Source organism: Pseudomonas sp. N40(2020) (genome assembly GCF_014472415.1).
Taxonomy (GTDB): domain Bacteria; phylum Pseudomonadota; class Gammaproteobacteria; order Pseudomonadales; family Pseudomonadaceae; genus Aquipseudomonas.
Genome location: NZ_JACSZV010000007.1, coordinates 145,775 through 170,405 on the forward strand (window position 1 = coordinate 145,775; position 24,631 = coordinate 170,405).

The 24,631-nt window shown below is 59.3% G+C and carries 16 protein-coding genes; 4 read left to right on the top strand and 12 right to left on the bottom strand.

The window, feature by feature from the left end:
* Positions 1-3: 3 nt before the first annotated feature.
* From IAI51_RS07770 to glnE, 12 genes are all read right to left on the bottom strand, one after another.
* Positions 4-1,464 (bottom strand): hypothetical protein, encoded by a 1,461-nt coding sequence (locus IAI51_RS07770; protein WP_187677927.1) that lies wholly within the window; start codon positions 1,462-1,464, stop codon positions 4-6.
* 54 nt (positions 1,465-1,518) lie between these two features.
* The gene (locus IAI51_RS07775; RefSeq protein ID WP_187677928.1) at positions 1,519-2,427 is read right to left on the bottom strand and encodes a glycosyltransferase family 2 protein; all 909 of its coding nucleotides are present in this window, start codon (positions 2,425-2,427) and stop codon (positions 1,519-1,521) included.
* A complete protein-coding gene (locus IAI51_RS07780; protein WP_187677929.1) occupies positions 2,420-4,174 on the bottom strand; it encodes a carbamoyltransferase in 1,755 nt (584 codons plus the stop codon). Before IAI51_RS07780 ends, IAI51_RS07775 begins: the two co-directional genes overlap by 8 nt.
* Positions 4,175-4,346: 172 nt before the next feature.
* Positions 4,347-4,682, bottom strand: a complete 336-nt coding sequence (locus IAI51_RS07785; protein ID WP_187677930.1) for a YceK/YidQ family lipoprotein — start codon at positions 4,680-4,682, stop codon at positions 4,347-4,349.
* Positions 4,683-4,825: 143 nt separating this feature from the next.
* On the bottom strand, positions 4,826-6,277 hold the full coding sequence (locus IAI51_RS07790) for a lipopolysaccharide kinase InaA family protein (RefSeq protein ID WP_187677931.1): 1,452 nt from the start codon (positions 6,275-6,277) through the stop codon (positions 4,826-4,828).
* The gene (locus IAI51_RS07795; protein WP_187677932.1) at positions 6,277-7,029 is read right to left on the bottom strand and encodes a lipopolysaccharide kinase InaA family protein; all 753 of its coding nucleotides are present in this window, start codon (positions 7,027-7,029) and stop codon (positions 6,277-6,279) included. Before IAI51_RS07795 ends, IAI51_RS07790 begins: the two co-directional genes overlap by 1 nt.
* The gene (locus IAI51_RS07800; RefSeq protein WP_187677933.1) at positions 7,026-7,760 is read right to left on the bottom strand and encodes a lipopolysaccharide kinase InaA family protein; all 735 of its coding nucleotides are present in this window, start codon (positions 7,758-7,760) and stop codon (positions 7,026-7,028) included. Before IAI51_RS07800 ends, IAI51_RS07795 begins: the two co-directional genes overlap by 4 nt.
* Positions 7,760-8,566 carry a lipopolysaccharide core heptose(I) kinase RfaP gene (rfaP, locus tag IAI51_RS07805; protein ID WP_187677934.1) on the bottom strand — a complete coding sequence of 269 codons (807 nt, stop codon included), beginning with the start codon at positions 8,564-8,566 and terminating at the stop codon, positions 7,760-7,762. Before rfaP ends, IAI51_RS07800 begins: the two co-directional genes overlap by 1 nt.
* Positions 8,567-9,688, bottom strand: a complete 1,122-nt coding sequence (locus tag IAI51_RS07810) for a glycosyltransferase family 4 protein (RefSeq protein WP_187677935.1) — start codon at positions 9,686-9,688, stop codon at positions 8,567-8,569. It lies immediately after the preceding gene.
* Positions 9,688-10,749 (bottom strand): lipopolysaccharide heptosyltransferase I, encoded by a 1,062-nt coding sequence (gene waaC, locus IAI51_RS07815; protein ID WP_187677936.1) that lies wholly within the window; start codon positions 10,747-10,749, stop codon positions 9,688-9,690. Before waaC ends, IAI51_RS07810 begins: the two co-directional genes overlap by 1 nt.
* A 1-nt stretch (position 10,750) precedes the next feature.
* Complete coding sequence (waaF, locus tag IAI51_RS07820) at positions 10,751-11,785, bottom strand: lipopolysaccharide heptosyltransferase II (protein ID WP_187677937.1); 1,035 nt, start codon at positions 11,783-11,785, stop codon at positions 10,751-10,753.
* A 171-nt stretch (positions 11,786-11,956) separates the two neighbouring features.
* Complete coding sequence (glnE, locus tag IAI51_RS07825) at positions 11,957-14,896, bottom strand: bifunctional [glutamate--ammonia ligase]-adenylyl-L-tyrosine phosphorylase/[glutamate--ammonia-ligase] adenylyltransferase (RefSeq protein ID WP_187677938.1); 2,940 nt, start codon at positions 14,894-14,896, stop codon at positions 11,957-11,959.
* A 384-nt stretch (positions 14,897-15,280) separates the two neighbouring features.
* Between glnE and aceE the strand changes: the two genes are divergently transcribed.
* The 4 genes from aceE to IAI51_RS07845 all read left to right on the top strand — a co-directional run bounded on the left by aceE (position 15,281) and on the right by IAI51_RS07845 (position 24,526).
* The gene (gene aceE, locus IAI51_RS07830; protein WP_187677939.1) at positions 15,281-17,926 is read left to right on the top strand and encodes a pyruvate dehydrogenase (acetyl-transferring), homodimeric type; all 2,646 of its coding nucleotides are present in this window, start codon (positions 15,281-15,283) and stop codon (positions 17,924-17,926) included.
* A gap of 11 nt (positions 17,927-17,937) precedes the next feature.
* The gene (gene aceF, locus IAI51_RS07835) at positions 17,938-19,899 is read left to right on the top strand and encodes a dihydrolipoyllysine-residue acetyltransferase (protein ID WP_187677940.1); all 1,962 of its coding nucleotides are present in this window, start codon (positions 17,938-17,940) and stop codon (positions 19,897-19,899) included.
* A 279-nt stretch (positions 19,900-20,178) separates the two neighbouring features.
* A complete protein-coding gene (locus tag IAI51_RS07840) occupies positions 20,179-21,576 on the top strand; it encodes an alkaline phosphatase D family protein (protein ID WP_187677941.1) in 1,398 nt (465 codons plus the stop codon).
* 253 nt (positions 21,577-21,829) lie between these two features.
* Complete coding sequence (locus IAI51_RS07845) at positions 21,830-24,526, top strand: GGDEF and EAL domain-containing protein (protein WP_187677942.1); 2,697 nt, start codon at positions 21,830-21,832, stop codon at positions 24,524-24,526.
* The last annotated feature ends 105 nt before the right edge of the window (positions 24,527-24,631 follow it).

A 24,631-nucleotide genomic window follows, 5' to 3' on the forward strand; every position in this document is an offset into this window, starting at 1 on the left:
ACCTTAGCGGCCAATGACTACGACCGTGGCACCTTTTCGATTGGCGAAGTGCTCGATGATGCGCAGCTTGTGCGCATGCAGCCACTCCTTCAGCCAAGGCTCGTCACCCTTGGCCTCGATCACAAAATACCGATAGTCGCCGGCATGCGCTGGCGACAGTGCCTCTTCCTGGGTCAGAGCTGGCAGCACATAGCCGCGACCGGCGTAGTAACTGATCCGCCCATCCTCGAACCAGATCGGCGCACCCGGTTCAACGTGGGACGACACCCAGCGGCCCGCGTCGACATAGTGAGTTTTGCCGGCACCGGTGGAAATGACGTTCGACAGCATCACCAACAGCGCCAAAACAACCAACCACTTGCCCCAACGCGGGAACTCGCGCACAAACGCCGCCAACCCCATCGCCAGTACCGGCACGAACAGCAGATTCAGAAAACTCAGGTAGCGCGTATTCATGAACTGCTGCTTGATGAAAAACAGTACCAGCACCACCAGGTACAGCAACGCCGTCCATGCGAAGGGGCGATATTCACGCCAGTAGACGCTTAGCGCACCCCAGTTGCGACGCAAAATGAACGGAACGGCGAAAGGCCCCATCAATTTCACGAAACTGATGGTCATTGTCGCCAGGATGCCGAAGAAAATGATTCGGCCAGCTTCATCCTGGGAGTACTTGTTGATCAGCGAGTTGGCAAATTGATCGCATAGCATCTGAAACGATGACAGCACGCCGTGGGGGGCAATCATGTCCAGATAAAGCATCACACGCGCCGACAGGAGCACGCCCGATACCGAGATGACCAGCAACCCCAAAACCGGCAGCAGCGAGAACTGAAGAAATTGCAGGCGTCGAGTCGACGACCACAGACTGGGCAACTGCCACAGCGCCAACGCCGGAATCAGCAACAAGGCTTCCAGCCGGAACAAGGCGGCCGCGAATATGGCCAGATGGATGAATGCCGCACGAAACCAGCCACCACGGGCCTGCCAGCGCAACGCAAGCCAGAGCGTCAGCGTACAGAAAAACCAGAAACCGCATTCACGAATGATGTCATTTCGAAAGGCATTGACTGCCGGCATCGCCAGCACCACCAGGCAAGCCCAGCGGGTGATGTCAGGTGAACGCTGACGTATGCAGTCCACCATCAACGCACTGGTACCGGCAAAGAAAAGCCCGCACCAGAGATAGGCGCTCAGTTCCAGCGGTAAACGCAGGACGATATGCGTGCCAGCCAGCAGAAAGGAAAACCAGGGCCAGTCGAAAGTTGCCCAGGCTACATTGGGGCCGTGTTCAGTCACCTGTTGCGCAATATCAATGTACAGCGCGGCATCTCGCCCTACTGTCGCGGTGCCCATGACCGCAATCAGCGAGAGCAGCAAACTGCCACAAAATGCCAGCCATACCGGGTATTCGTCGACGATCCTGGAGACTTTAACTCCCAACTTGCTGCCCGTACCTTTCACCCAGCCACCTCATCGACACCCATTACCAGGTACGCGCATGCACTGCGCGAACCATTACCGAAACAGCAGCCGCAAAGCCTTGCGAGTGTATGACCAACGCGAAACCGTACGCCAGTCTGCACGCAACGCCTGAAAATAGAAGGACTTGGCCAAGTCGTACTTGCCATGGGAATAACAATCGCGGAACAGCGACAGGCAACGCTGCGCCAGAAATGCCTGCCGCAGGTCGTGCATCCCTTCCGGCATCCGTCGCTTGGAGAACACTTCGCTGACAACCTGCTCGGTACCGGCTGCAAGACTTTGGCGCAAATCATGGCGCATGCTGTCGGCGTGCTTATAGATAAGTGCCAGAGGCTTGTCCAGAACGCTGCAAGGAAAACGCGCCAGCACTTGAGCAAACACTGGCAGGTCCTCGACGTTGCGCAAATGCTCCGGGTAATTACCCGGAACGAATACATCACGATGCATTGCACAGGCGCCGTTGGAAATCGACACGGTCTTGTCCAGCAAGTAGCCCTGCAATCGCTGCCGGGGTGTCAAAGGCAAGGGTTTGGCTGGCTGCAAGCTGCGCCTGCCGTCAGCAAACACCGACCAGTGCGCGCCAATGACCATCCGACTTTCAGGGTTGCTGGCGATATGTTCTGAAAGCGCAGCCAGTGCGCCGGGCGCCATTTCGTCGTCGGAATCAAGGAAGACCAGATACTGCCCGGTCGTCTCTTCGAGACCCCGATTGCGCACTGTCGACAAGCCGCCATTGCTTTTGCGCAGCGCGCGAAAACGCCCGCCATGCTTGAGCAGAAGTCTTTCCACTACCTCAGGCGTCTCGTCCGTCGACCCATCGTCGATGATCAACAGATCTGCCGTCGCTTCATCCAGTTGCGCCAACACCGATTCCACTGCACGGGGTAGGGTTCTCGCGTAGTTGTAAACGGGAATCACAACGCTGATCAGTGTCTCAGTCAAGACCGTATCCTTTCACACCCTCTTTAACGACCAGAATATCTTCCATGATCAGGTATTCCAGATCCGAGCCGAAAAACATGTTCAGCGCGTCGGTCGGTGAGCAGATCATCGGCTCACCTCGACGGTTGAGCGAGGTGTTCAGCGACACGCCATTGCCGGTCAGATTTTCCAGCGCCTTCATCATGTCGTAGTAGCGCGGATTGTACTCGCGCTTGAGCACCTGGGCACGGGACGTACCATCTTCGTGGACGACTTCCGGCACGCGGGTCTTCCACTCTTCAGCCACTTCAAAGGTGAAGGTCATGAACGGCGCCGGGTGATCAATCTTGATCATCTGTGGGGCGACGGTGTCGAGCATCGACGGGCAGAAAGGCCTCCAGCGCTCGCGGAACTTGATCTGGTGGTTGATGCGGTCAGCCACGCCAGCCACGCTCGGGCAACCGATGATCGAACGACCACCCAGCGCACGCGGACCGAACTCCATGCGACCCTGGAACCAGGCCACCGGATTGCCCTCGACCATGATTTTGGCGATCTGCTCCGGCATGTTGTCGAGTTTGCGCCAGGCCGGCTTGCTCTCGTGACGGGCGCACGCGGCGATCACGTCTTCGTTGCTGTAGGACGGGCCGAGGTAGACGTGCTCCATCTTCTCGACCGGTACGCCACGGGCGTGGGACACATAGGCTGCTGCGCCAACTGCGGTGCCGGCATCGCCGGACGCTGGTTGAACGAACAGTTCCTTGATGTCGTCACGGGCGATAATTTTCTGGTTGAGCTTGACGTTCAACGCACAGCCGCCCGCGAACGCCAGCTTGCCGGTTTCCTTGAGCACATCGCCCAGGTAGTAGTCGATCATCTGCAACGCCAGTTTCTCGAACAGCGCTTGCATGCTCGCGGCGTAGTGGATGTAAGGTTCGTCAGCGATATCGCCTTCGCGTTTCGGGCCCAGCCATTCGATCAGCTTCGGCGAGAAGTAGAAACCCTTGCCCTTCTCTTTGTAACGACGCAGGCCGATCACGTTGGCGTAGTCGGTGTTGATCACCAGTTCGCCGTTCTCAAACGAAGCCAGACGCGAGAAGTCGTATTTGCTGGCGTCACCGTATGGCGCCATGCCCATGACCTTGAACTCGCCGTCGAGCATCTCGAAACCGAGGAATTCGGTGATCGCACCGTACAGGCCGCCGAGGGAGTCCGGATCGAAGAATTCCTTGATCTTGTGGATCTTGCCGTTTTCGCCGTAACCGAAGAAGGTCGTGGCGTACTCGCCCTTGCCATCGATACCCAGGATCGCGGTTTTCTCTTTGAAACCGGAGCAGTGGTATGCGCTGGAAGCGTGAGCCAAATGATGCTCGACGGGCTCGATCTTGATTTTTTTCGGATCAAAGCCCAGTTGCTCGAGGCACCAGACAATCTTGTTGCGATAGCGCTTGTAGCGACGGTTGCCCATCAGGATCGCGTCGAGGGCACGGTCCGGGGCGTACCAGTACCGCTTGGCATAGTGCCAGCGGGCCTTGCCGAACAGGCTGATCGGGGCGAACGGGATCGCAACCACGTCAACGTCGGACGGCTTGATGCCGGCCTGTTCAAGACAGAACTTCGCCGATTCGTAGGGCATGCGGTTCTTTGCATGCTTATCGCGTACGAAGCGCTCTTCTTCAGCCGCCGCCACCAGCTTGCCGTCGATGTACAAGGCTGCTGAAGGGTCATGGCTAAGGGCGCCGGACAGGCCAAGAATCGTCAATGCCACAGGGGTCTAGCCTCTTTAGTCTGCATGCAGGCGCGATGCGCCTTGAAAATTGATGTGCCCTCGCGCGAGGCGAGAGACAGCTAAAGGGCGGGATTATAGCGTAAACGCGACGGGAATTACCCTGTGCGAATTGCCCCGGAGTGAATGGTTCCGATATACCTTGTCGTTTGGCTCAATAATCGCCCTTGCGCCAATAAATGCTGAGGTGGCCCTCTGTGACCTGCCGATAAATCGTATAGGGCAGCACAACCGTGTCGAATGCACCGGATAGCGGCAAATCCAGCAACACGAAAGGTACGAGGTAGCCGCTTGGATCTGGCGGTGCGTTCAATACGCAGAAGTCATAGGCCAGGCCGCTGTAAATGCGCGAAATGGATTGGCAGTAGGTTTTTTGCTTGCGCATGTCGCGAGCAACGTCGGCATCGTCTTGCAATACCGTCAGGGCGCTGCCGCAGCCTGACAAAACCCATGAAAAAGCGCCCAGCGTCACAGCCTTTTTGATCGTCAAGAGTTGCCCTCCGAAGTCGTCAGGCAAACTAGCATCGAGGCTGCAGCGGGCACAGTTCATCGCTTCTGATGAGGCTGTAGGACAAGTCGCTGGATCTTGTCCCCCATTGCCGAGCGCGCGATTGGCTGCGCTCAACAAACCTCTCAGGTCGCGCTGGAGATATCTTTGGGCAAACGCTGATCAATCACCTGATAGAGCGCGCTACTCTCCGGCCAGTTACGCATGAACCGCGCGCGATCCCGCGCATAGGCCCCCACGAAGGAGCCCATCGAGCCATGCTGGCACATCGAATCCAGATCGATCAGAGCCCAGCGATCGTCCTGCCAGAACAGATTATGGCCTTTGAAATCACCATGACTGATGCGTTCGGCAATCAATTGCGCAAACAGCACATCCAGCGCCTGCAATTCCGATTCCGGCGCCTCGCCATTTTCAACGTAAGGCGCGAAGCGCTCGATGATGTCTGGCCCCGGCAGGAACTCGGTCACCAGATACGCGCGACTGCGCAACCACAAAAAACGCTTTTCCAGCACTGCCAGCGGCTTGGGCGTGGCAATACCAAGAAACGCCAGACGATTGCCCTCGCGCCATGAGTGCCAGGCACGACTCGGACGCCAGAAACGCTTGAGCCAATGGGCAAAGCCCTTGATGTTATAGCGCTTGATCACCAGTGTGCGTGCGCCCACTTCGACCTTGCCGACGCTCGCGGCCCCGCCGGTTTTATAGAGATGGCCCTGATCAAGCAGCGCATCGGCCTGCTCAAGCACCGGCACCATGGCCGTTTCTTCTTCGCGCCGGATCGCCCGCAAACCAAAGGCCCCACGCTGGACGCTGAACAGCGTGCATTCGCGGCCGACCTTTATCAGGTAATCCTTCAAACGCCAGCGGCGCACCTTGTCGATCTGTTTCTGCAAAGCTTCCAGCGGCAACGCGTGCTCGCTGTTGCTCAGCAGGTAATAAACCAGCAACTCTTCGGTGTACTGCTCGAGCGCCTTGGGCAACTGAGCAAAAAACACACCGAGGTTTTCCAGAACCTTCTGTCGTGACAGCGGTTGACCGGCGGTTTCCACACAAATGCCGGCACCGTCGATCAAGTACAACTGACCGCCATGTCGCAGCAGGTTGTCCAGATGCAGGTCTTCCTGCCAAAGCCCCTTGCCGTGCAACAGACCGATGGCGCCGAGCGCCTCGGCCAACACGGCGGATTGCTCATCTGCCAGCACCGGCAGCGCCTCGACTTTGCTCCACGCATCACCAAGGCTTTCGGCTCCCTCAAGGAAATCGAACAGCAGCCAGCCACCCTCACCGTTCACCAGACCATCGGCCAGCAGCAGCGGAGTCGTCAGACCTTGAGCAGCCAGCAAGCGCACGCCTTCCAGCTCACGCTGAAAGTGCCGGGCAGCCTTGCTGCCGACCAGCAACTTGGCCAGCACCGGCCGGCCGCGCCAGACGCCGGCACCGACGTAGCGTTGCCCCGGCAACACCCGCAGCAGACTCAACAACTGCAGATCCGCAGCACCGGCCGCATCGGAAAGGGTCACTGTCAGCGGCAGTTCTGGGGCTCGCCCGACAGCGGCCAGCGCGGACAATTGCATCAGCGGGTCTCCTTGTGACTACGTCGCGCCGTCAGCCGGGCAAGCCAGTTGTCGAGCAGCGAACTGTCGGTCGACTGATCGAGATAAGCCGCGAGCAATTCACGCAATTGCGCCTCGCTCCACTCCGGCGCACGACGTTGCAGCGGCTCCAGATCCTTGATCCGGTCACGCATGCCGAACAATAACGGTCGGGTTTTTTCCAGGTCGATCAGTTGCGCCTGATACCCGTCACCGCTCGCTCGCAAAAAAATGTGTTTGGGGTAGAAACAACCATGCACCTGACGTACACCGTGCAGATGCCGAGCCAGCAACCCGCAAGCCTTGAGGATGGCCGATTGCTGCGCAACGCTGAGCTGTGACCAACGCGCCAGCAGCGATTCGAGATCGCTCCAGCCGTCCAGCGCGCGCGTCAGAAGGATTGCGCGAACTTCGCCATCGACTTTGCGCTCACCGAAAAAAGCCGCTTGCAGCGCCGGAATGCCGAGCTTGCGATAACGGCTGATGTTGCGAAATTCACGAGCAAAGCTTGGCTCGCCGAAAGGCGCATGCAAGGTACGGGTCAGGTAGTTGCTCTGGCGCTTGAGGTAGTAACCCTGGCCCTCCAGATCCAGACGAAACACGCTGCTCCAGCCGCCACGAGCGGTATTAGGCTCGTCCACCGCTTCTAGCTGCTTGGCCCACAGGGCGTCAAAAGTGCCTAGACCGTGGCGCTCAAGCAGCGCCCGGTCTTCTTCGGCCAGAAAATCAGTCATTCACGTCCCTCGAAAAATCTCACCACGTGCCGAATCCGTTTCTTGTCGGCAACATTCAGCCGATCGCACTGGCGGTATTGCATATAGAAGCGCAGGCGTTGGGTATTGGACAGGTGATATTTGGCGAGTTTGTCGAGACAGGCCAGATCCTTGGTGATCCGATACTTGAGCCAGAACCCGCGCCAGAACTCGCCATTGGGGCAATCGATGAGAAATATGCGCGCCTGATCGTCGATCAACAGGTTGCGCCATTTCAGATCGTTATGGGTAAAACGCTGATCGTGCATTGTCCGTGTATAGCCGGCCAATTGCCGGCTGACGCCGTCGACCCAGGCGCGATCCTTGAGCTTCGGGTCCTTGCGCTCGGCGAGCGCCGAGAGGTCTTCGGTATTGGGCAGTTCGCGGGTGATCATCGCGCCACGGTCATACGCCGCGCCACGGCGTTCCAGGCCCCAGGCCACCACTTCGGCGGTGGGAATGCCCCACTTGGCGAAGCGTTTGAGGTTCTGCCATTCCATTTTCACCCGTGGCTTGCCGAGGTAACGGCGCAGGCCTTTGCCGGCACCGACGTAGCGCTTGACGTAATAGTTGACGCCATTGCGTTGCACACGAATGACCTCGGACAACGGGTCACGGGTCAGGCGCTCGCCTTGCAGGGCAAATACGGCGTCGAGGCTGCCGAAGTCTTCGGCGAGATCGCTGTATTGCGGCTCAAGAGTCCAACCCGCCATCAGAGCGCATCCCCGTATCGCTGTTTACGCGCATAGAGCTTGTTGGCCTTGCCTTCCAGCCAGTTCAGCAGCGGCGCTTCTTCAGCCAGGATCTGGCGCAGCGGCTGCTGGAAATAGCTTTTGAGGAAACGCAGTTTGTCGCGACGGGTCAGGCCGATGTCCAGCGCGGAAAAGTACAGCGCCGCCAGATCCTTGTTGCGCCAGCGCTGGGTAATCTTCGCACGGGTCTGGGCACGGTGCAGGTCAATCACCGACAGCTTGAAATCCTCCGCCATCACCGGTTTGTCGGTGTGCAGCAGGAAATGGCAGATGTAGCAGTCGCGGTGGTTGACGCCGGCGCGATGCATCATGCCGGTCATACGCGCCACTTCGGCGATCAGCGCACGCTTGAGTTTTGGCTCGGGCGGCTGTTTGACCCAGTCGATACTGAAGTCTTCGAGGCTGATGGTCGGCGCCAGCTCTTCAGTGACGATGAACGAATGCTGATCCGCCGGGTTACTACCCTTCTCGCCATAGGCGACGGCAGTCATGGTCGGCACGCCGACTTCCTGCAAACGCTGAATAGCCTGCCACTCCTGACCCGCGCCGAGCACCGGAAGCTTGGCGGTCAGCAGGTTCTTGAAAATCTCGCCCCAGCCGATGCCACGGTGGATCTTGACGAAAAATCCGTTGCCATCGACTTCCGTGCGCAATGTCCGGCGGGCTTCCAGCTCGCGATAAACCTCGCCCTGCAAGCCCTCGACTTCGGCGAACGGGTCGCGTCCGGCCCAGAGGCTCTTGAACGGTTCAGCCAGCATCAACTTCATTTAAGCGTGCTCCGCCAGAATCACATCGGCCGCGTGCTGCGGCATGCTGTAGAGGTCGGCCGTCTCGGCGAAGGCCAGACCATTGCGGCTCCAGGCCGCGCGTGCAGCGTCGTCTTTCAACATTTCGGTCAGATACTGCGTCAGTTGCGCCTGATCGAACGGCTCGTCCAGCACTCGCCCGGCATCCGCCTCGGCAATGTAATGGGCGTAACCGCAGACAGCGCTGACCAGCACCGGCAGACCGGCGACCAGCGCTTCGAGCAGCACTGTACCGGTGTTTTCGTTGTACGCCGGGTGGATCAACAAATCGGCGCCGAGCAGAAAACGCGGGATATCGCTGCGACCCTTGAGGAACGTCACGTTATCGCCCAGGCCCAAAGTTGCACTCTGCATCTGGAACAATTTGGGGTCATCCTGGCCGATTACAAACAGCCGGGTGCGCTTCTTCAGTTCGGCCGGCAATGCGGCCAGCGCCTTGAGGCTGCGATCTACGCCCTTGGTCTTGAACCCGGAACCGATCTGCACCAGCAGCAGGTCGTCGTCCTTGAGGTTGAATTCGGCGCGGAAGCCGGCGCGAATTTCGTCAGCATCCGCAGGGCGGCGACGATCCTGAGCGATGCCCGGCGGCAGCAGATGGAAGCGCTCCAGCGGGGTGTCGTAATGCTTGATGAACAGCGGCTGCTGCACTTCGGAAATCATCAGTACTTCGGTTTTCGCGTCTTTGGCGAATACCGCACGCTCGTACTCGGCGAAGTGGCGATAGCGGCCCCAGCGGCGGTACAGCGAATTGCGCAGGTTCTGCGCCTTGTCTTCAAAGCAGCCGTCGGCGGCGTAGTAGACGTCCAGACCCGGCATCTTGTTGAAGCCAATCAGTCGATCCACCGGACGCTTGGCCAGATCCGCTTCCATCCATGCGCTGAGTTTTTCGTTGCGACGGTGATTGAAAAACGCCTTGACCGGCGCCACCAGCACTTCGAAACCCGGCGGCACGTCGCCTTCCCAGATCAGCGTGTAGACGCGGATCTGGTGGCCGCGCTTCTGGCATTCGAGGGCGATGCGCATGAAGTCGCGCTGCAAACCACCAAACGGGAAATATTTGTACAGGACAAAAGCCAATTGCATCAGCGCAGCTCCTCAGCCATTAACAACGTGCTCAGTCGGCTGGCGACACGCTCGGGATTCAGACGCGTGAAGCACAGAGGCTGCTCGCGTTTCAGGTCAAACTGACGGGCATCCTGCGCGGTCGGTTGATAGGTACATTTCTTTTGCAGGCACGGCGCACACGGGAAATCGCTGGCCAAGTGAATCTGCAGTTTGCCGTAGGCGCCGGTCAGGCCCGGGTTGGTCGGACCGAACAGCGAAATCGTCGGTACATCCAGCGCTGCCGCAAGGTGACCGAGACCGGTATCCACCGCCACGCAGGCCTGAGCCCCGGCCAGCACCTTGCCGACGCCGGCCAGATTCAGTTTCGGCAACACTTCAGCGTGTTTGAAACCGGCGGCGATGCGCTCGGCGCGGGCCTTCTCCAGCGGGTTGCCCCATGGCAGTTTGACGCCAACGCCAAGGTAACCAACACGCTCGGTCAGCTCGCGCCAGTAGGCTTCCGGCCAGTGCTTGGTGTCCCAAGTGGTGCCGTGGAGGAACACCACGAAAGCGTTTTTGCGCGGCAGTTCGACCAGACGCTCGACGTTCAGGCCGTAATCGCCCAAACCTTTGGGGAGGTCGTAACCCAAGGCAATCGCGAACAACTGACGCACGCGTTCGACGGCGTGCTGACCACGGGCCACGGCCAATTTGCGGTCATAGAAACGCGACGCCATCGGCTCGCGTGCCGAGCCTTTATCGAGGCCGGCCACCGGGGCTTTGACATAGCGAGTCAGCCAGGCGCTTTTCAGCAGGCCCTGCGCGTCGATCACCAAGTCATATTTGCTCGCGCGAACGCTTTGCTTGAAGCGCTTCCACTCGCCACTCTTGATGGTCTGCCAGAGGTTTTTGCGCCAGCGGCGAATCGCCACCGGAATCACTTTGCCTACGGCCGGGTGCCAGGTCGGGATTTCGGCAAAGCCTTCTTCCACAACCCAATCGAACTGGATCCCGGGAATCGCCCGAGCCGCGTCGGTCAGGGCCGGCAACGCGTGAATCACGTCGCCCAGCGATGAAGTCTTGATCAGCAATACCCGCAACTTAATGAACCTCGACCACAGAGCCCTGCAATTTCTGCAAGGCATCGTTGACCGCTTCCGGCATCAATTGGCGCAGGCAGTTGTAATGGCCGAAACGGCAAGTACGGTCGAAGCACGGACTGCAATCGAGGCCCAGGCGGACGATTTCGACGTGCTCGGCCAGCGGTGGGGTGAAGCCCGGCGAGGTCGAACCGTAAACCGCCACCAACGGGCGGTTCAGCGCTGCCGCAACGTGCATCAAGCCGGAGTCGTTGGACACCACCGAATCAGCACAGGACAGCAGGTCAATCGCCTCGGCCAAAGAAGTGTCGCCGCTGAGGTTCACCGATTCTTCTCGCAGGCCCGGGATCAATCGTGCGCGGATGTCCTCACCCACCGCATGATCATTTTTCGAACCGAACAGCCACACCTGCCAGCCTTCGCGAATCCGCGCTTCGGCGACTTTGGCGTAATGCTCGGACGGCCAGCGCTTGGATTCGCCGAACTCGGCGCCAGGGCACAGGGCCAAAACCGGGCGGTCGAGGGTCAGGCCAAATTTGGTCAGTGCCGCTTCGCGGGTCACCGGGTCGATTTGCAGGCTTGGACGCGGATACGGTTTCGGCAACTCGGCATTCGGCTCATAGGCCAACGCCATAAAGCGCTCGATCATCAGCGGATAGCGTTCTTTATCGAGCGTACGCACGTCATTGAGCAGGCCGTAGCGGAACTCGCCGCGCCAACCGGTGCGTTTCTTGATACCGGCGAAAAAAGGTACCAGCGCCGACTTTAGCGAGTTGGGCAAAAGGATAGCCTGATCGTACTGGCCGGCCAGAGATTTGCCGATGCGCCGACGCGTCGCCAACTCCAGCGCGCCGTGGCCGAGCGGAAAGCTCAAGGCCTTGCGCACTTCAGGCATGCGCTCAAGGATCGGCCGGCTCCACTCGGGAGCCAGCACGTCGATTTCGCACTGCGGGTGGCGCTGCTTGAGGCACTGAAACAGTGTCTGCGCCATCACCATGTCACCGACCCAACTGGGCCCAACGATCAGAATATTCATGTGGTTTCCATAAACGAACCGGGGAGGCTTTACGCCTCCCCGCCTCGAGAATCATTGTGGGAGCCATGCAGCTTGCGATGGGTCATTACCTTCAACATAACTGTCGACTGTCACTCCGCTATCGCGAGCAGGCTCGCTCCCACAGGGTATCGGGTGCTGCTCGAACCGTGTTCAGCTTAGCCCCAACTCACGCCAGATCCGCAATACCTGCCGACGTTCGTCGACAAACTGGTCACCTGTTATCACTCCGGCATCCTTCTGCAAGGCCTGCCGGTGGGCGGCGGAGCGGTAGGCTTTATAGGCCTCGCGCAACAGACTGGCATCTTCGGCAGGCATCAGCCCTTCGTGTTCCAGTTCTTCCAGAATGCGGATGTTATCGGTCCAGCGCAGCAGTGGCGGGTGGCTGTGCGACCACGCCAGAGCCGCGTATTGCACCATAAATTCAATATCGACGATACCTCCGGCGTCCTGCTTGAGGTCGAACGGCGCCGAGGCCTCGAAGGCATTCGCCGCCGTACCGGCCGCGGTGCTCTTGCTGCCGAGGTTGTCGCGCATCTTCGCGCGCATCTCGCTGACTTCCTGTTGCAACTTGGGCAGATCCCGCGCCTTGCCCAGCACTTGCGCGCGGACTTTCTCGAATGCCTGCCCGACATCCTGACTACCAACCAGCACCCGCGCGCGCACCAGAGCCTGATGCTCCCAGGTCCAGGCTTCATTTTCCTGATAGCGCTCAAAAGCCCCCAGCGAACTCACCAACAGCCCGGATGCGCCGGACGGGCGCAGACGCATATCCACTTCATAGAGCTGGCCAGAGTTGGTCTGCGCCGTCAGCAAGTGAATGATCCGCTGCCCGAGACGCGTGAAGAACTGCGCACCATCAATCGGCTTAGGTCCATCAGTTTCCGCCTGCGGATCGCCGTCGTGGATGAACACCAGATCCAGATCCGAACCGTGCCCCAACTCGATACCACCGACCTTGCCGTAACCGACAATGATGAAGCCGGGATCGCACAAGCTGCCGTCAGTGCGCAGCGGCGTGCCGTACTTGGCCACGGTCTGGCGCCAAGCCAGGGCCAACACTTGCTCGAGGATAGCCTCGGCCAGCCACGTCAGGTAATCACTGACCTTCATCAGCGGCAGGCTACCGGCGATTTCCGAGGCGGCGACGCGCAAGCGATGCGCCAGTTTGAAATGGCGCAGGGCTTCCATCTGTTGTTCGAGGTCGTCTTCAGGAATCCGCGTAAGGCGTTCGCGCAATTCGGCGGCCAGTTCTGGCGCCAATGGCGGCTTGAACAGTCGGCCCTCGTTGAGCAATTCATCAAGCAGCAGCGGGAAACGGGTGATCTGCTCGGCAATCCAAGGGCTCGCCGCACACAACGTCAGCAAACGCCGTAATGCACCGGGATTCTCCGTCAGCAAGACTAAATAAGCCGAACGCCGAGCAACCGCTTCAACCAGCGGCAGCACTCGCTCAAGGACCAGATCCGGGTTGTCATGCTCCACAGCCTGGGCGATCAGACGCGGAATAAAGGCATCGAGGCGCTCGCGCCCCAAACGCTGCATCGCACGCAGTTGCGGACTGCCGCGCAGACCGGCCAATGCCTTTAAAGCTTTGGTCGCATCGGCAAAACCGCCCTCTTCTAACTGACGGCACGCAGCCTCCTCGTCCTGCGCTTCTTCCCACAACGGCAGCCATTCACCGCCCACAACCACTTCGCTTTCGGCGCCTTCTTCCTCATCGGGATCGGCGATCACTTGTGCGAAGTGCCAGGCTACGCGGCCGCGCCAGAACATCAGTTTTTCGTGGAAGGCGTCCCAGTCGGCGAAACCGAGCATGAAGGCAATGCGCGCCTGATCCTGCGCGCCATCCGGCAGCATCTGGGTCTGGCGGTCAGCAATAGCTTGAATCGCGTGCTCGGTGTAACGCAGAAACTCGTAGCCTTCGCGCAACTCGCTGATCACCGCTGGCGGCAGATAACCCTGCCCTTCCAGCGTGCTCAACACCTTTAATAGAGGACGCTGTTGCAGGCTCAGGTCGCGCCCGCCGTGAATCAACTGAAACGCCTGGGCGATGAACTCGACTTCGCGGATACCGCCAGAGCCGAGCTTGATGTTGTCGGCCATACCCTTGCGCCGCACTTCCTGCTGGATCAACTGCTTCATGGTGCGCAGCGCTTCGATCGCCGAGAAGTCCAGATAACGCCGGTAAACAAACGGCCGCAGCATGTCGAGCAACTGCGCGCCAGCCACTTGATCGCCAGCCACCACCCGCGCCTTGATCATCGCGTAGCGTTCCCAGTCTCTGCCCTGATCCTGGTAATACTGCTCCAGCGCATTGAAGCTCAGCACCAGCGCGCCGGAAGAACCGTATGGACGCAGGCGCATGTCGACGCGAAAGACAAAACCGTCGACGGTCATCGGGTCCAGCGCCTTGATCAGGCGCTGGCCGAGGCGGATGAAGAATTCCTGATTATCCAGCGCGCGTTTCACGCCAACGGTTTCGCCCCCTTCGGGGTAAGCGAAAATCAGGTCGATGTCCGAGGACAGGTTCAGCTCGATCGCGCCGAGCTTGCCCATGCCGAGGATGACCATTTGCTGCGGCAACCCACTGCGGCGGCCAGTCGGCGTGCCGAATTGCTGACAGTGGCGGCTGTACAACCACTGATAGGCCTGGTCGATGCTGGCGTCAGCCATATCCGAGAGGTCGCGGCAGGTCTGCACCAGATCGGCCTGGCGAGTCAGGTCACGCCAGATGATTCGCACCTGATGGCGGGCGCGTTGGCGGCGCAACGCGCGACCGAGTTCATCTTCGGTCTGCGCGGCATTCGCGGCGGCGGCAATTTGTGCGCACAGTTCACCGGGGGCAAAGGCGCGGTCGAGTTCGCCGGACTGCACCAGCGACAGCAACATCAAAGGGTCACGAACGCTCTGTTCAATGACAAACTCGCTGGCGGCGGTGACCCGGGCAAATTGCGCCCAGCGCTCAGGTGTCCAGGTCGCGAAGCCGTGATCGTCATCAAGCGAGGCGACGGCCGTACGGAACGACTGCTCGGATCGGCTGACCAACGGCAGGAGAATGGCAGGCAGTTCGGCAAGCACGGGCAGGGTCATGGTCTATCCTTGATCGGCGTGTAAACGGCCGCTTGTAGTGAATGATGAAAACCCGCTACCCGATGGACTGTCGAACAAAAGTTATAAATAGCTGAAATTTCTTCTTCTTTGGCACCCAGCATCAAACTTTCACCTTTTTCGGATGGCAATCGACCAACCTTAACGATTATTCTCACAACGCAGTCAGAGGCCACAAGCCTTTCATCTGTAGTTTTACTACTCGTCTATACATTCGAAAGGCTGAAATGCCGGAAGATTTGTAGTAAAACTACACGCCGCCGGAACAACCTGTCGGCAATCCAAGAATTTTAAATCGTCTGCCCACAAGGCCAGTCGCAAACTCAGGCAACCGATTCTGGAAGCCTTTCCGCCCTGGAGCAAGCCATGCAAGACCTCGATCCCGTCGAAACCCAGGAATGGCTGGACGCCCTGGAATCGGTTCTCGACAAAGAAGGCGAAGACCGTGCTCACTATCTGATGACCCGTATGGGTGAACTCGCGACCCGCAGCGGCTCGCAACTCCCTTACGCCATCACCACGCCTTACCGCAACACCATCCCTGTTACCCACGAAGCAAGCATGCCTGGCGACCTGTTCATGGAACGCCGCATTCGCTCGTTGGTACGCTGGAACGCGATGGCCATGGTAATGCGTACGAACCTGAAAGATTCTGACCTGGGTGGTCACATCTCCAGCTTCGCTTCCAGTGCGACCCTGTATGACATCGGCTTCAACTACTTCTTCCAGGCCCCGACCGACGAACACGGCGGCGACCTGATCTACTTCCAGGGCCACACCTCGCCAGGCGTTTACGCCCGTGCGTTCATGGAAGGCCGCATCACCGAAGACCAGATGAACAACTTCCGCCAGGAAGTCGACGGTCAGGGCCTGTCGTCCTACCCGCACCCTTGGCTGATGCCTGACTTCTGGCAGTTCCCGACCGTATCCATGGGTCTGGGCCCGATCCAGGCGATCTACCAGGCACGCTTCATGAAGTACCTGGAACACCGCGGTTTCATCCAGCCGGGCAAACAGAAAGTCTGGTGCTTCCTGGGCGACGGCGAGTGCGACGAGCCGGAATCCCTGGGCGCAATCTCCCTGGCCGGCCGCGAGAAGCTGGACAACCTGATCTTCGTCATCAACTGCAACCTGCAGCGCCTCGACGGCCCGGTTCGCGGTAACGGCAAGATCATCCAGGAACTCGAAGGCGTGTTCCGCGGCGCTCAGTGGAACGTGACCAAAGTCATCTGGGGCCGTTTCTGGGACCCACTGCTGGCCAAGGACGTCGACGGCATCCTGCAACGTCGCATGGACGAAGTCATCGACGGCGAGTACCAGAACTACAAAGCCAAAGACGGCGCGTTCGTTCGCGAGCACTTCTTCAACACGCCTGAACTCAAGGCAATGGTTGCAGACCTGTCCGACGACGAGATCTGGAAACTCAACCGTGGCGGCCACGACCCGTACAAGGTCTATGCGGCGTACCACGAAGCGGTCAACCACAAAGAACAACCTACCGTCATCCTGGCCAAGACCATCAAGGGTTATGGCACTGGTGCCGGCGAAGCGAAGAACACCGCGCACAACACCAAGAAAGTTGATGTTGAAAGCCTGAAGCTGTTCCGCGATCGCTTCGACATTCCGGTAAAAGACGAAGAGCTGGAGAACCTGCCGTTCTTCAAGCCAGAGCCAAACAGCGCCGAAGCCCGCTACCTGAGCGAGCGCCGCACTGCACTGGGCGGTTTCGTACCTCAGCGCCGCGCGCAGAGCTTCAGCGTGCCGACGCCGGATCTGGACACCCTCAAGGCCATCCTCGATGGTTCGGGCGATCGTGAAATTTCCACCACCATGGCCTTCGTGCGGATCCTCGCGCAACTGGTTAAGGACAAGGAAATCGGCCCGCGCATCGTTCCGATCATCCCGGACGAAGCCCGTACCTTCGGTATGGAAGGCATGTTCCGTCAGTTGGGCATCTACTCGTCCGTCGGCCAACTCTACGAGCCAGTCGATAAAGACCAGGTGATGTTCTACAAAGAAGACCAGAAAGGTCAGATCCTTGAAGAAGGCATCAACGAAGCGGGCGCCATGAGCTCCTTCATCGCTGCCGGTACTGCGTATTCCAGCCACAACCAGCCGATGCTGCCGTTCTACATCTTCTACTCGATGTTCGGTTTCCAGCGTATTGGCGACCTGGCCTGGGCCGCTGGCGACAGCCGCACCCGTGGTTTCCTGATCGGCGGCACCGCCGGCCGTACCACCCTGAACGGTGAAGGCCTGCAGCACGAAGACGGTCACAGCCATCTGTTGGCTGCCACCATCCCGAACTGCCGCACCTACGATCCAACCTACGGCTACGAGCTGGCGGTGATCATTCAGGACGGCATGAAGAAGATGACCGAAGAGCAACAGGACATCTTCTACTACATCACCGTGATGAACGAGTCGTACCAGCAGCCAGCCATGCCGGCCGGTGCCGAAGAAGGCATCAAGAAAGGCATGTACCTGCTCGAAGAAGACACCCGCGATGCGGCCCACCACGTACAGCTGATGGGCTCCGGCACCATCCTGCGCGAAGTGCGTGAAGCGGCGAAGATCCTGCGTGAAGAGTTCAACGTTGGCGCCGACGTGTGGAGCGTCACCAGCTTCAACGAACTGCGTCGCGACGGCCTGGCCGTAGAGCGTAGCAACCGCCTGAAACCAGGCCAGAAGCCTAAGCAGAGCTACGTCGAAGAATGCCTGAGCGGCCGTAAAGGTCCGGTCATCGCGTCCACCGACTACATGAAGCTGTTCGCTGAGCAGATCCGCCAGTGGGTACCGTCCAAGGAATTCAAAGTCCTGGGTACCGACGGTTTCGGCCGTAGCGACAGCCGCAAGAAACTGCGTCATTTCTTCGAAGTCGACCGTCATTTCGTGGTGTTGGCAGCCCTGGAAGCACTGGCTGACCGTGGTGATATCGAACCTAAGGTCGTGGCTGAAGCCATCACCAAGTTCGGCATCGACCCGGAAAAACGCAACCCACTGGACTGCTGAGGAGAAACCCTGTGAGCGAACTCATTCGCGTACCTGACATCGGCAGCGGTGAAGGTGAAGTAATTGAACTGTTTGTGAAGGTCGGCGACCGTATCGAAGCCGACCAGAGCATCCTGACCCTGGAATCGGACAAGGCCAGCATGGAAGTGCCGGCCCCGAAAGCCGGCGTCATCAAAAGCCTGAAAGTGAAGCTGGGCGATCGTCTGAAAGAAGGCGACGAACTGCTGGAACTGGAAGTCGAGGGTGCTGCTGAAGCGGCCCCTGCGGCTGCCGCTGCACCTGCTGCAAAAGCTGAGGCCAAACCGGCTGCCGCTCCTGCTGCTGCAGCGCCTGCCGCTGCACCTGCTGCCGCTTCGGTTCAGCAAGTGCACGTGCCGGACATCGGTTCGTCGGGCAAGGCTCAGATCATCGAGATCCAGGTCAAGGTCGGCGACACCGTCGAGGCTGATCAATCGTTGATCACCCTGGAATCCGACAAGGCCAGCATGGAAATCCCGTCGCCTGCCGCTGGCGTGGTCAAAGCCATCAGCGTCAAGCTCAACGACGAAGTCGGCACTGGCGACCTGATTCTGGATCTGGAAGTAGCGGGTGCTGCGGCCCCTGCTGCGGCCGCTCCGGCTCAGGCTGCTGCGCCAGCCGCTGCTGCTGCGCCTGCTCCTGCAGCAGCCCCGGCTGCACCGGTGGCTGACAGCGTTCAGGACATTCACGTTCCGGACATCGGTTCGGCCGGCAAGGCCAAGATCATCGAAGTGCTGGTCAAGGCTGGCGACACCGTCGAAGCCGACCAGTCGCTGATCACCCTGGAATCCGACAAGGCCAGCATGGAAATTCCATCGCCTGCCGCCGGCGTGGTGGAAAGCGTTTCCATCAAGCTGGACGATGAAGTCGGCACCGGCGACCTGATCCTCAAGCTGAAAGTCAAAGGCGCGGCCCCTGCTGCTGCCCCGGCTCCAGCTGCCGCTGCGCCAAGTGCTCCAGCGCCAGCCGCTGCTGCTCCGGCTGCCGCTGCACCTGCTGCTGCCGCTCCGGCCGCCGCTCCAGCCAAGCCTGGCGCGAAAGTTCACGCCGGCCCTGCCGTGCGTCAACTGGCCCGTGAGTTCGGCGTTGAGCTGAACGCTGTCGGCGCCAGCGGTCCACACGGTCGCATTCTGAAAGAAGACGTGCAGGTTTACGTCAAAGCGATGATGCAGAAGGCCAAGGAAGCACCGGCCGCTGCTGCTGGCGCAACCGGTGGCGCGGGCATCCCGCCGATTCCGGTCGTCGACTTCAGCCGTTTCGGCGAAATCGAAGAAGTGCCGATGACTCGCCTGATGCAGATCGGCGCGTCGAGCCTGCACCGCAGCTGGCTGAACATCCCGCACGTGACTCAGTTCGACTCGGCTGATATCACCGAGCTGGAAGCGTTCCGTGTTGCGCAGAAAGCCGTTGCAGAGAAGGCCGGCGTCAAGCTGACCATCCTGCCGCTGCTGCTCAAATCTTGCGCACACATGCTCAAGGAGCTGCCGGACTTCAACAGTTCGCTGGCGCCAAGCGGCAAAGCGATCATCCGCAAGAAATACGTGAACATCGGCTTCGCCGTCGACACTCCGGATGGCCTGCTGGTACCGGTCATCAAGAACGTCGACCAGAAGAGCCTGTTGCAACTGGCAGCCGAAGCCACTGCGCTGGCTGCCAAAGCCCGCGACAAGAAGCTCACCGCTGACGACATGCAAGGCGCCTGCTTCACCATTTCCAGCCTCGGCCACATTGGCGGCACCGGCTTCACGCCGATCGTCAACGCGCCGGAAGTGGCGATCCTTGGTGTTTCCAAGGCAACCATCCAGCCAGTCTGGGACGGCAAAGCCTTCCAGCCGAAACTGATGCTGCCGCTGTCGCTGTCCTACGATCACCGTGTGATCAACGGCGCTGCTGCCGCACGCTTCACCCAGCGTCTGGGCAGCCTGCTGGCGGACATCCGCACCATCCTGCTGTAATCCCAAGCGGCCCTCCGGTAACGGAGGGTCGCTTGTGCTCCACGTTTTCGAGCGCCACACGCTCGTACCTCAACCCCGTCAATTGACGGGGCTTTTTTTGCCTGAAAAAAACCACGCTTGTTTTTTTCCTACAGGTTTTGCTGATATCAGCCACAACCCAAGTCGGCTTCACGCCGATTTTTTTTATCTCCCGCGCAACTAACCTTGGCACGCAATAGTTGTAAAACTGCAACTTGCACACATTCATATTTATTCAGCAATCATTCGAATGGATTCGACATGTTAAGACCTACTATCGGCCCTATTATTGGCCACACCACAACTAACCACACACGCATATTCATTCGCGGCGACCGACAAAACAACGCCACTGTGTTTGGCGCAATACGTTATCGCGCCTCCGGAGCACAACAATGGTCACCCGCACTCTTTGCCAAACTTAGCGAACTTCGTGATATGTCAGAAGTTTTCGCACTCAACAACTTGAGCGGCGATACCGAATACGAGTATCAGGCAGGCTGGTTCAGCCCGATGAGTCCGGTTCACACCCAGGACAGTGTCGCGGAGCTACCGCTGCAGTGGCCCAGGGAGATCTACCGGTTCCGCACCCGCTCCAGCAAAGCCTTGCAGGCGCGGGCCTACATCGTCGGCTCTTGCCGCTACTTGCGCATGACCGCAGGCATTGCTTCGCTGCCGCAACTCGGCGACCGGATCTTCGCCTCCATCAATCAATTGATTGAAGGTGCACAACCGCCGATCAGTGCAACGTTAATGACCGGCGATCAAATCTATGCCGATGACATGAACCTGATTGCACCGGATCGCGAATATAAAGACATACTTGAAAAATATCGCGCAGCCTTCTCCCAGCCCAACATTAAACGACTGATGTCCGGCACCTCTACTTACATGATTCTTGATGATCATGAAATCGAAGATAACTGGCCTGCCAATGCCAGCAAGTCCGACGACAACCTATACCGCAATGCCATGGCCGCCTATGAGTTGTATCAAGCCAGTCACAGCCCGGTACATCCACTCACAACTAACGGTCAGATTGATCGCTCGGTACTTGAGCATTACTGGTATCAGTTCAGCGACGGCGATATCGAATGGTTCGTAACCGACAGTCGCACCCGCCGTAACTTGTCGGCCGATGATCGACGCATCCTCGATGAGGCTCAGGAACAAGCGCTGCTCAAATGGCTGATCAACAGCCCCGCGCGGGTCAAGTTCGTGGTCACCAGCGTGATGTTCTACCCGGATCGCAAACTGCATGGCGATGACGCCTGGAAAGCCTTCCCGGAACAACGGCTGCGCCTGCTGGAAACCATCCGCGCTCGGCAGATCAAGAATGTCGTGTTCATCTCCGGCGACGTGCACGGCTCGCTGACCGCGCGCCTGACCCACAGCGAAGACCCGGACTTCGAAGTCCACACCATCGTTTCTTCGCCGCTGTGCAACAGCAAACTGTTGCCGTATGCCAAGGCCTCCACGTTCATTCTCGATCAGCCACTGGTGCACACGGCTGCGGGCGATTACCGACATGAGCTGACCAGCCAAGTGGTGAGTGAGGACAATTTTGCCCACGTGGTGGTCGAGGCTGATCAGATTTTGGTCAATTACCATGATCGCAATGGCAAAAAGCTGCAGTCGATCGTCATAAAACTACGTTAAACCTTAAAAGATCGCAGCCTGCGGCAGCGTTTACACGGAACGCGTTCCACTCCAGGCGCTGCCGCAGGCTGCGATCTTTTGCTCTTTTCCATCAGGCGCTGGAGAAATACCCGATGCAGCCGACACATTCTTATAGCACTTGGCCTTCATCACTCTTGTCAGTCAGTGCCGCAATGATGCAACCTTGCCGCAGGCAACAGTAAAGAGGGCGAGAGCCCGGCGCGTTCAGCATATTTCCAAGCGAGTTCCCTTCATGAAGAGCCAGCCCGATGCCGCCAGCCGTATGGTGGCCGAGGTAGTGACGCAGTTGCCTGTGCCCTCGCGGCTCGGCATGCTGCGTTTCGAGCGCTTGAATGAAGCCAGTTGGGCAATGCTGTTTCTTGATCCCAATTGCGAACGCCAGTTCGGCCAACCCGCCGTTGAGCTGTGTGCGCTGGTCGGCTCACCTTATGCCAGCCTGATGGAGCCGGAAGCACGCTATCAGCAGCATGATGCGATCCAGCAGCAACTCGCCAAAAGTCCGCATTACCTGGTGCGCTACACCCTGCACACCGCTGCGGGTGCGCTGAGCATCCTTGAACTGGGCGAAGCCTATAAACAGCACAATCGTCATCTGCTGCGTGGTTATCTGCTGGCGGTCGATGACGTATTCGACGAAGCGCCGCTGCTGCCCTCCGTCGACCTCGAAACCCAGAACTCCCGCCTGCAAATCGCCCTTGAACTGAACCAGCGCGCCCAGCAGGAACAACTGCAGCACCTCGAACGCGTACGCGCCCAGCAAGATCTGATTCTGCTGCTCGCCCGCCAGCGCTACAGCACCCAAAACTCGTTGCAAGAAGCCGCCGAACTGATCACCCGCTGCGCCTGCGATATCTACGAAATCGACTGCGCCAGCCTGTGGAACCTTGAAGGTCAGCAACTGCTGCCAATCTCGGCTTACCACCGCGCCACTCAGGAATACATCCTGCCGGACGTGATCGACATCAGCAGCTTCCCCGATTACATGGAAGCCCTGCACAGCAGCCGCGCCATCGACGCGCACAACGCGATGCGTGACCCGCGCACCCGGGAGATGGCCGAAGCCCTGCGCCCGCGCGACGTCAATGCCATGCTCGACGCCAGTATTCGCGTCGATGGCCAAGTGGTCGGCGTGTTGTGCCTGGAACAGACCGGTGTGACCCGCGCCTGGCAGTCCGATGAAATCGCCTTTGCCGGTGAGCTGGCCGACCAGTTCGCCCAGGTCATCAACAACCACAACCGCCGCACCGCCACCAGCGCCCTGCACCTGTTCCAGCGGGCGGTCGAGCAAAGCGCCAACGCCTTTTTGCTGGTCAACTGCGATGGCGTTGTCGAATACGTCAACCCAAGCTTCACCGCGATTACCCAGTACACCACCGAAGAAGTCCACGGCCAGCGCCTGTCGGAACTGCCGGCCCTGGAAAACCTCAGCGAACTGCTGTTCGACGCACCCTCGGCGCTGGCCAAGAGCAACAGTTGGCAGGGCGAATTCAAGAGCCGCCGCAAGAACCTCGAACCGTACTGGGGCCAGTTATCGATCTCCAAGGTTTACGGCGACAACCGCGAGCTGACGCATTACATCGGCATCTACGAAGACATCACCCAGACCAAACTGGCGCAGCAGCGCATCGAGCGTCTGGCCTACACCGACAACCTGACCAACCTCGGCAACCGCCCGGCGTTTATCCGCAATCTGGACGAACGCTTTGCCCGGGATAGCGATACGCCGATCAGCCTGTTGCTGGTCGACATCGACAATTTCAAGCGGATCAACGACAGTCTCGGCCACCAGACCGGCGACAAACTGCTGATCAGCCTCGCCCGGCGCTTGCGCAACAGCCTGAGCCCGAGCGGCAGCCTCGCCCGCTTCGCCAGTAACGAATTCGCCGTGTTGCTCGACAACACCGACCTTGAAGCCGGCCAGCAGATCGCCAGCCAATTGCTGATGACCCTCGACAAGCCGATGTTCGTCGACAACCAGTTGATCAGCGTCACCGGCTCCGTAGGCCTGGCCTGTGCGCCGCTGCACGGTCGCGATCCGCAGACCCTGATGCGTAACGCCGGTTTGGCGCTGCACAAGGCCAAGGCCAACGGCAAACATCAGGTGCAAGTCTTCACCGAAGCGTTGAACGCCGAGGCCAGTTACAAACTGTTCGTCGAGAACAACCTGCGCCGCGCCCTGACCCAGAACGAGCTGGACGTGTTCTACCAGCCCAAGCTGTGCCTGCGCAGCGGTCGCCTGCTGGGCATGGAAGCGTTGCTGCGCTGGAACCACCCGGAACGCGGCATGATCCGCCCCGATCAGTTCATCAGCGTTGCTGAAGAGACCGGCCTGATCATCCCGATCGGCAAGTGGATCGCGCGACAGGCTTGCCGCATGAGCAAGGCGTTGACCGCCGCCGGCCTGGGCAACCTGCAAGTGGCGATCAACCTCTCGCCCAAGCAGTTCTCCGACCCGGATCTGGTCGCCTCCATCGCCAACATCCTCAAGGAAGAAGCGCTGCCGGCCAATCTGCTGGAGCTTGAGCTGACCGAAGGCCTACTGCTGGAAGCCACCGAAGACACGCACTTGCAACTCGACCAGCTCAAGCGTCTGGGCCTGACCCTGGCCATGGACGACTTCGGCACCGGTTACTCGTCGCTCAGCTACCTGAAGAAATTCCCGATCGACATCATCAAGATCGATCGCAGCTTCATCCACGAAATCCCCGACAACCAGGACGACATGGAAATCACCTCCGCCGTGATCGCCATGGCCCACAACCTGAAACTCAAAGTTGTGGCAGAAGGCATCGAGACCGCCGAGCAACTGGCGTTCCTGCGTCGCCACCGCTGCGACGTCGGCCAGGGCTACCTGTTCGACCGGCCGATCCCGGGTGCCGAACTGATCCAGGCACTCAAGCGCTATCCGCGCGGCCCGCTCTGCCTGTAACCCCTCCCCCGTGAGAAACCCGCACATTTTGACTAGTGATTAACTGGGCATCATTGGGCACACTGGCGGTCTGACTTTTTACATCCCATCCTGACTGAGAGGAAC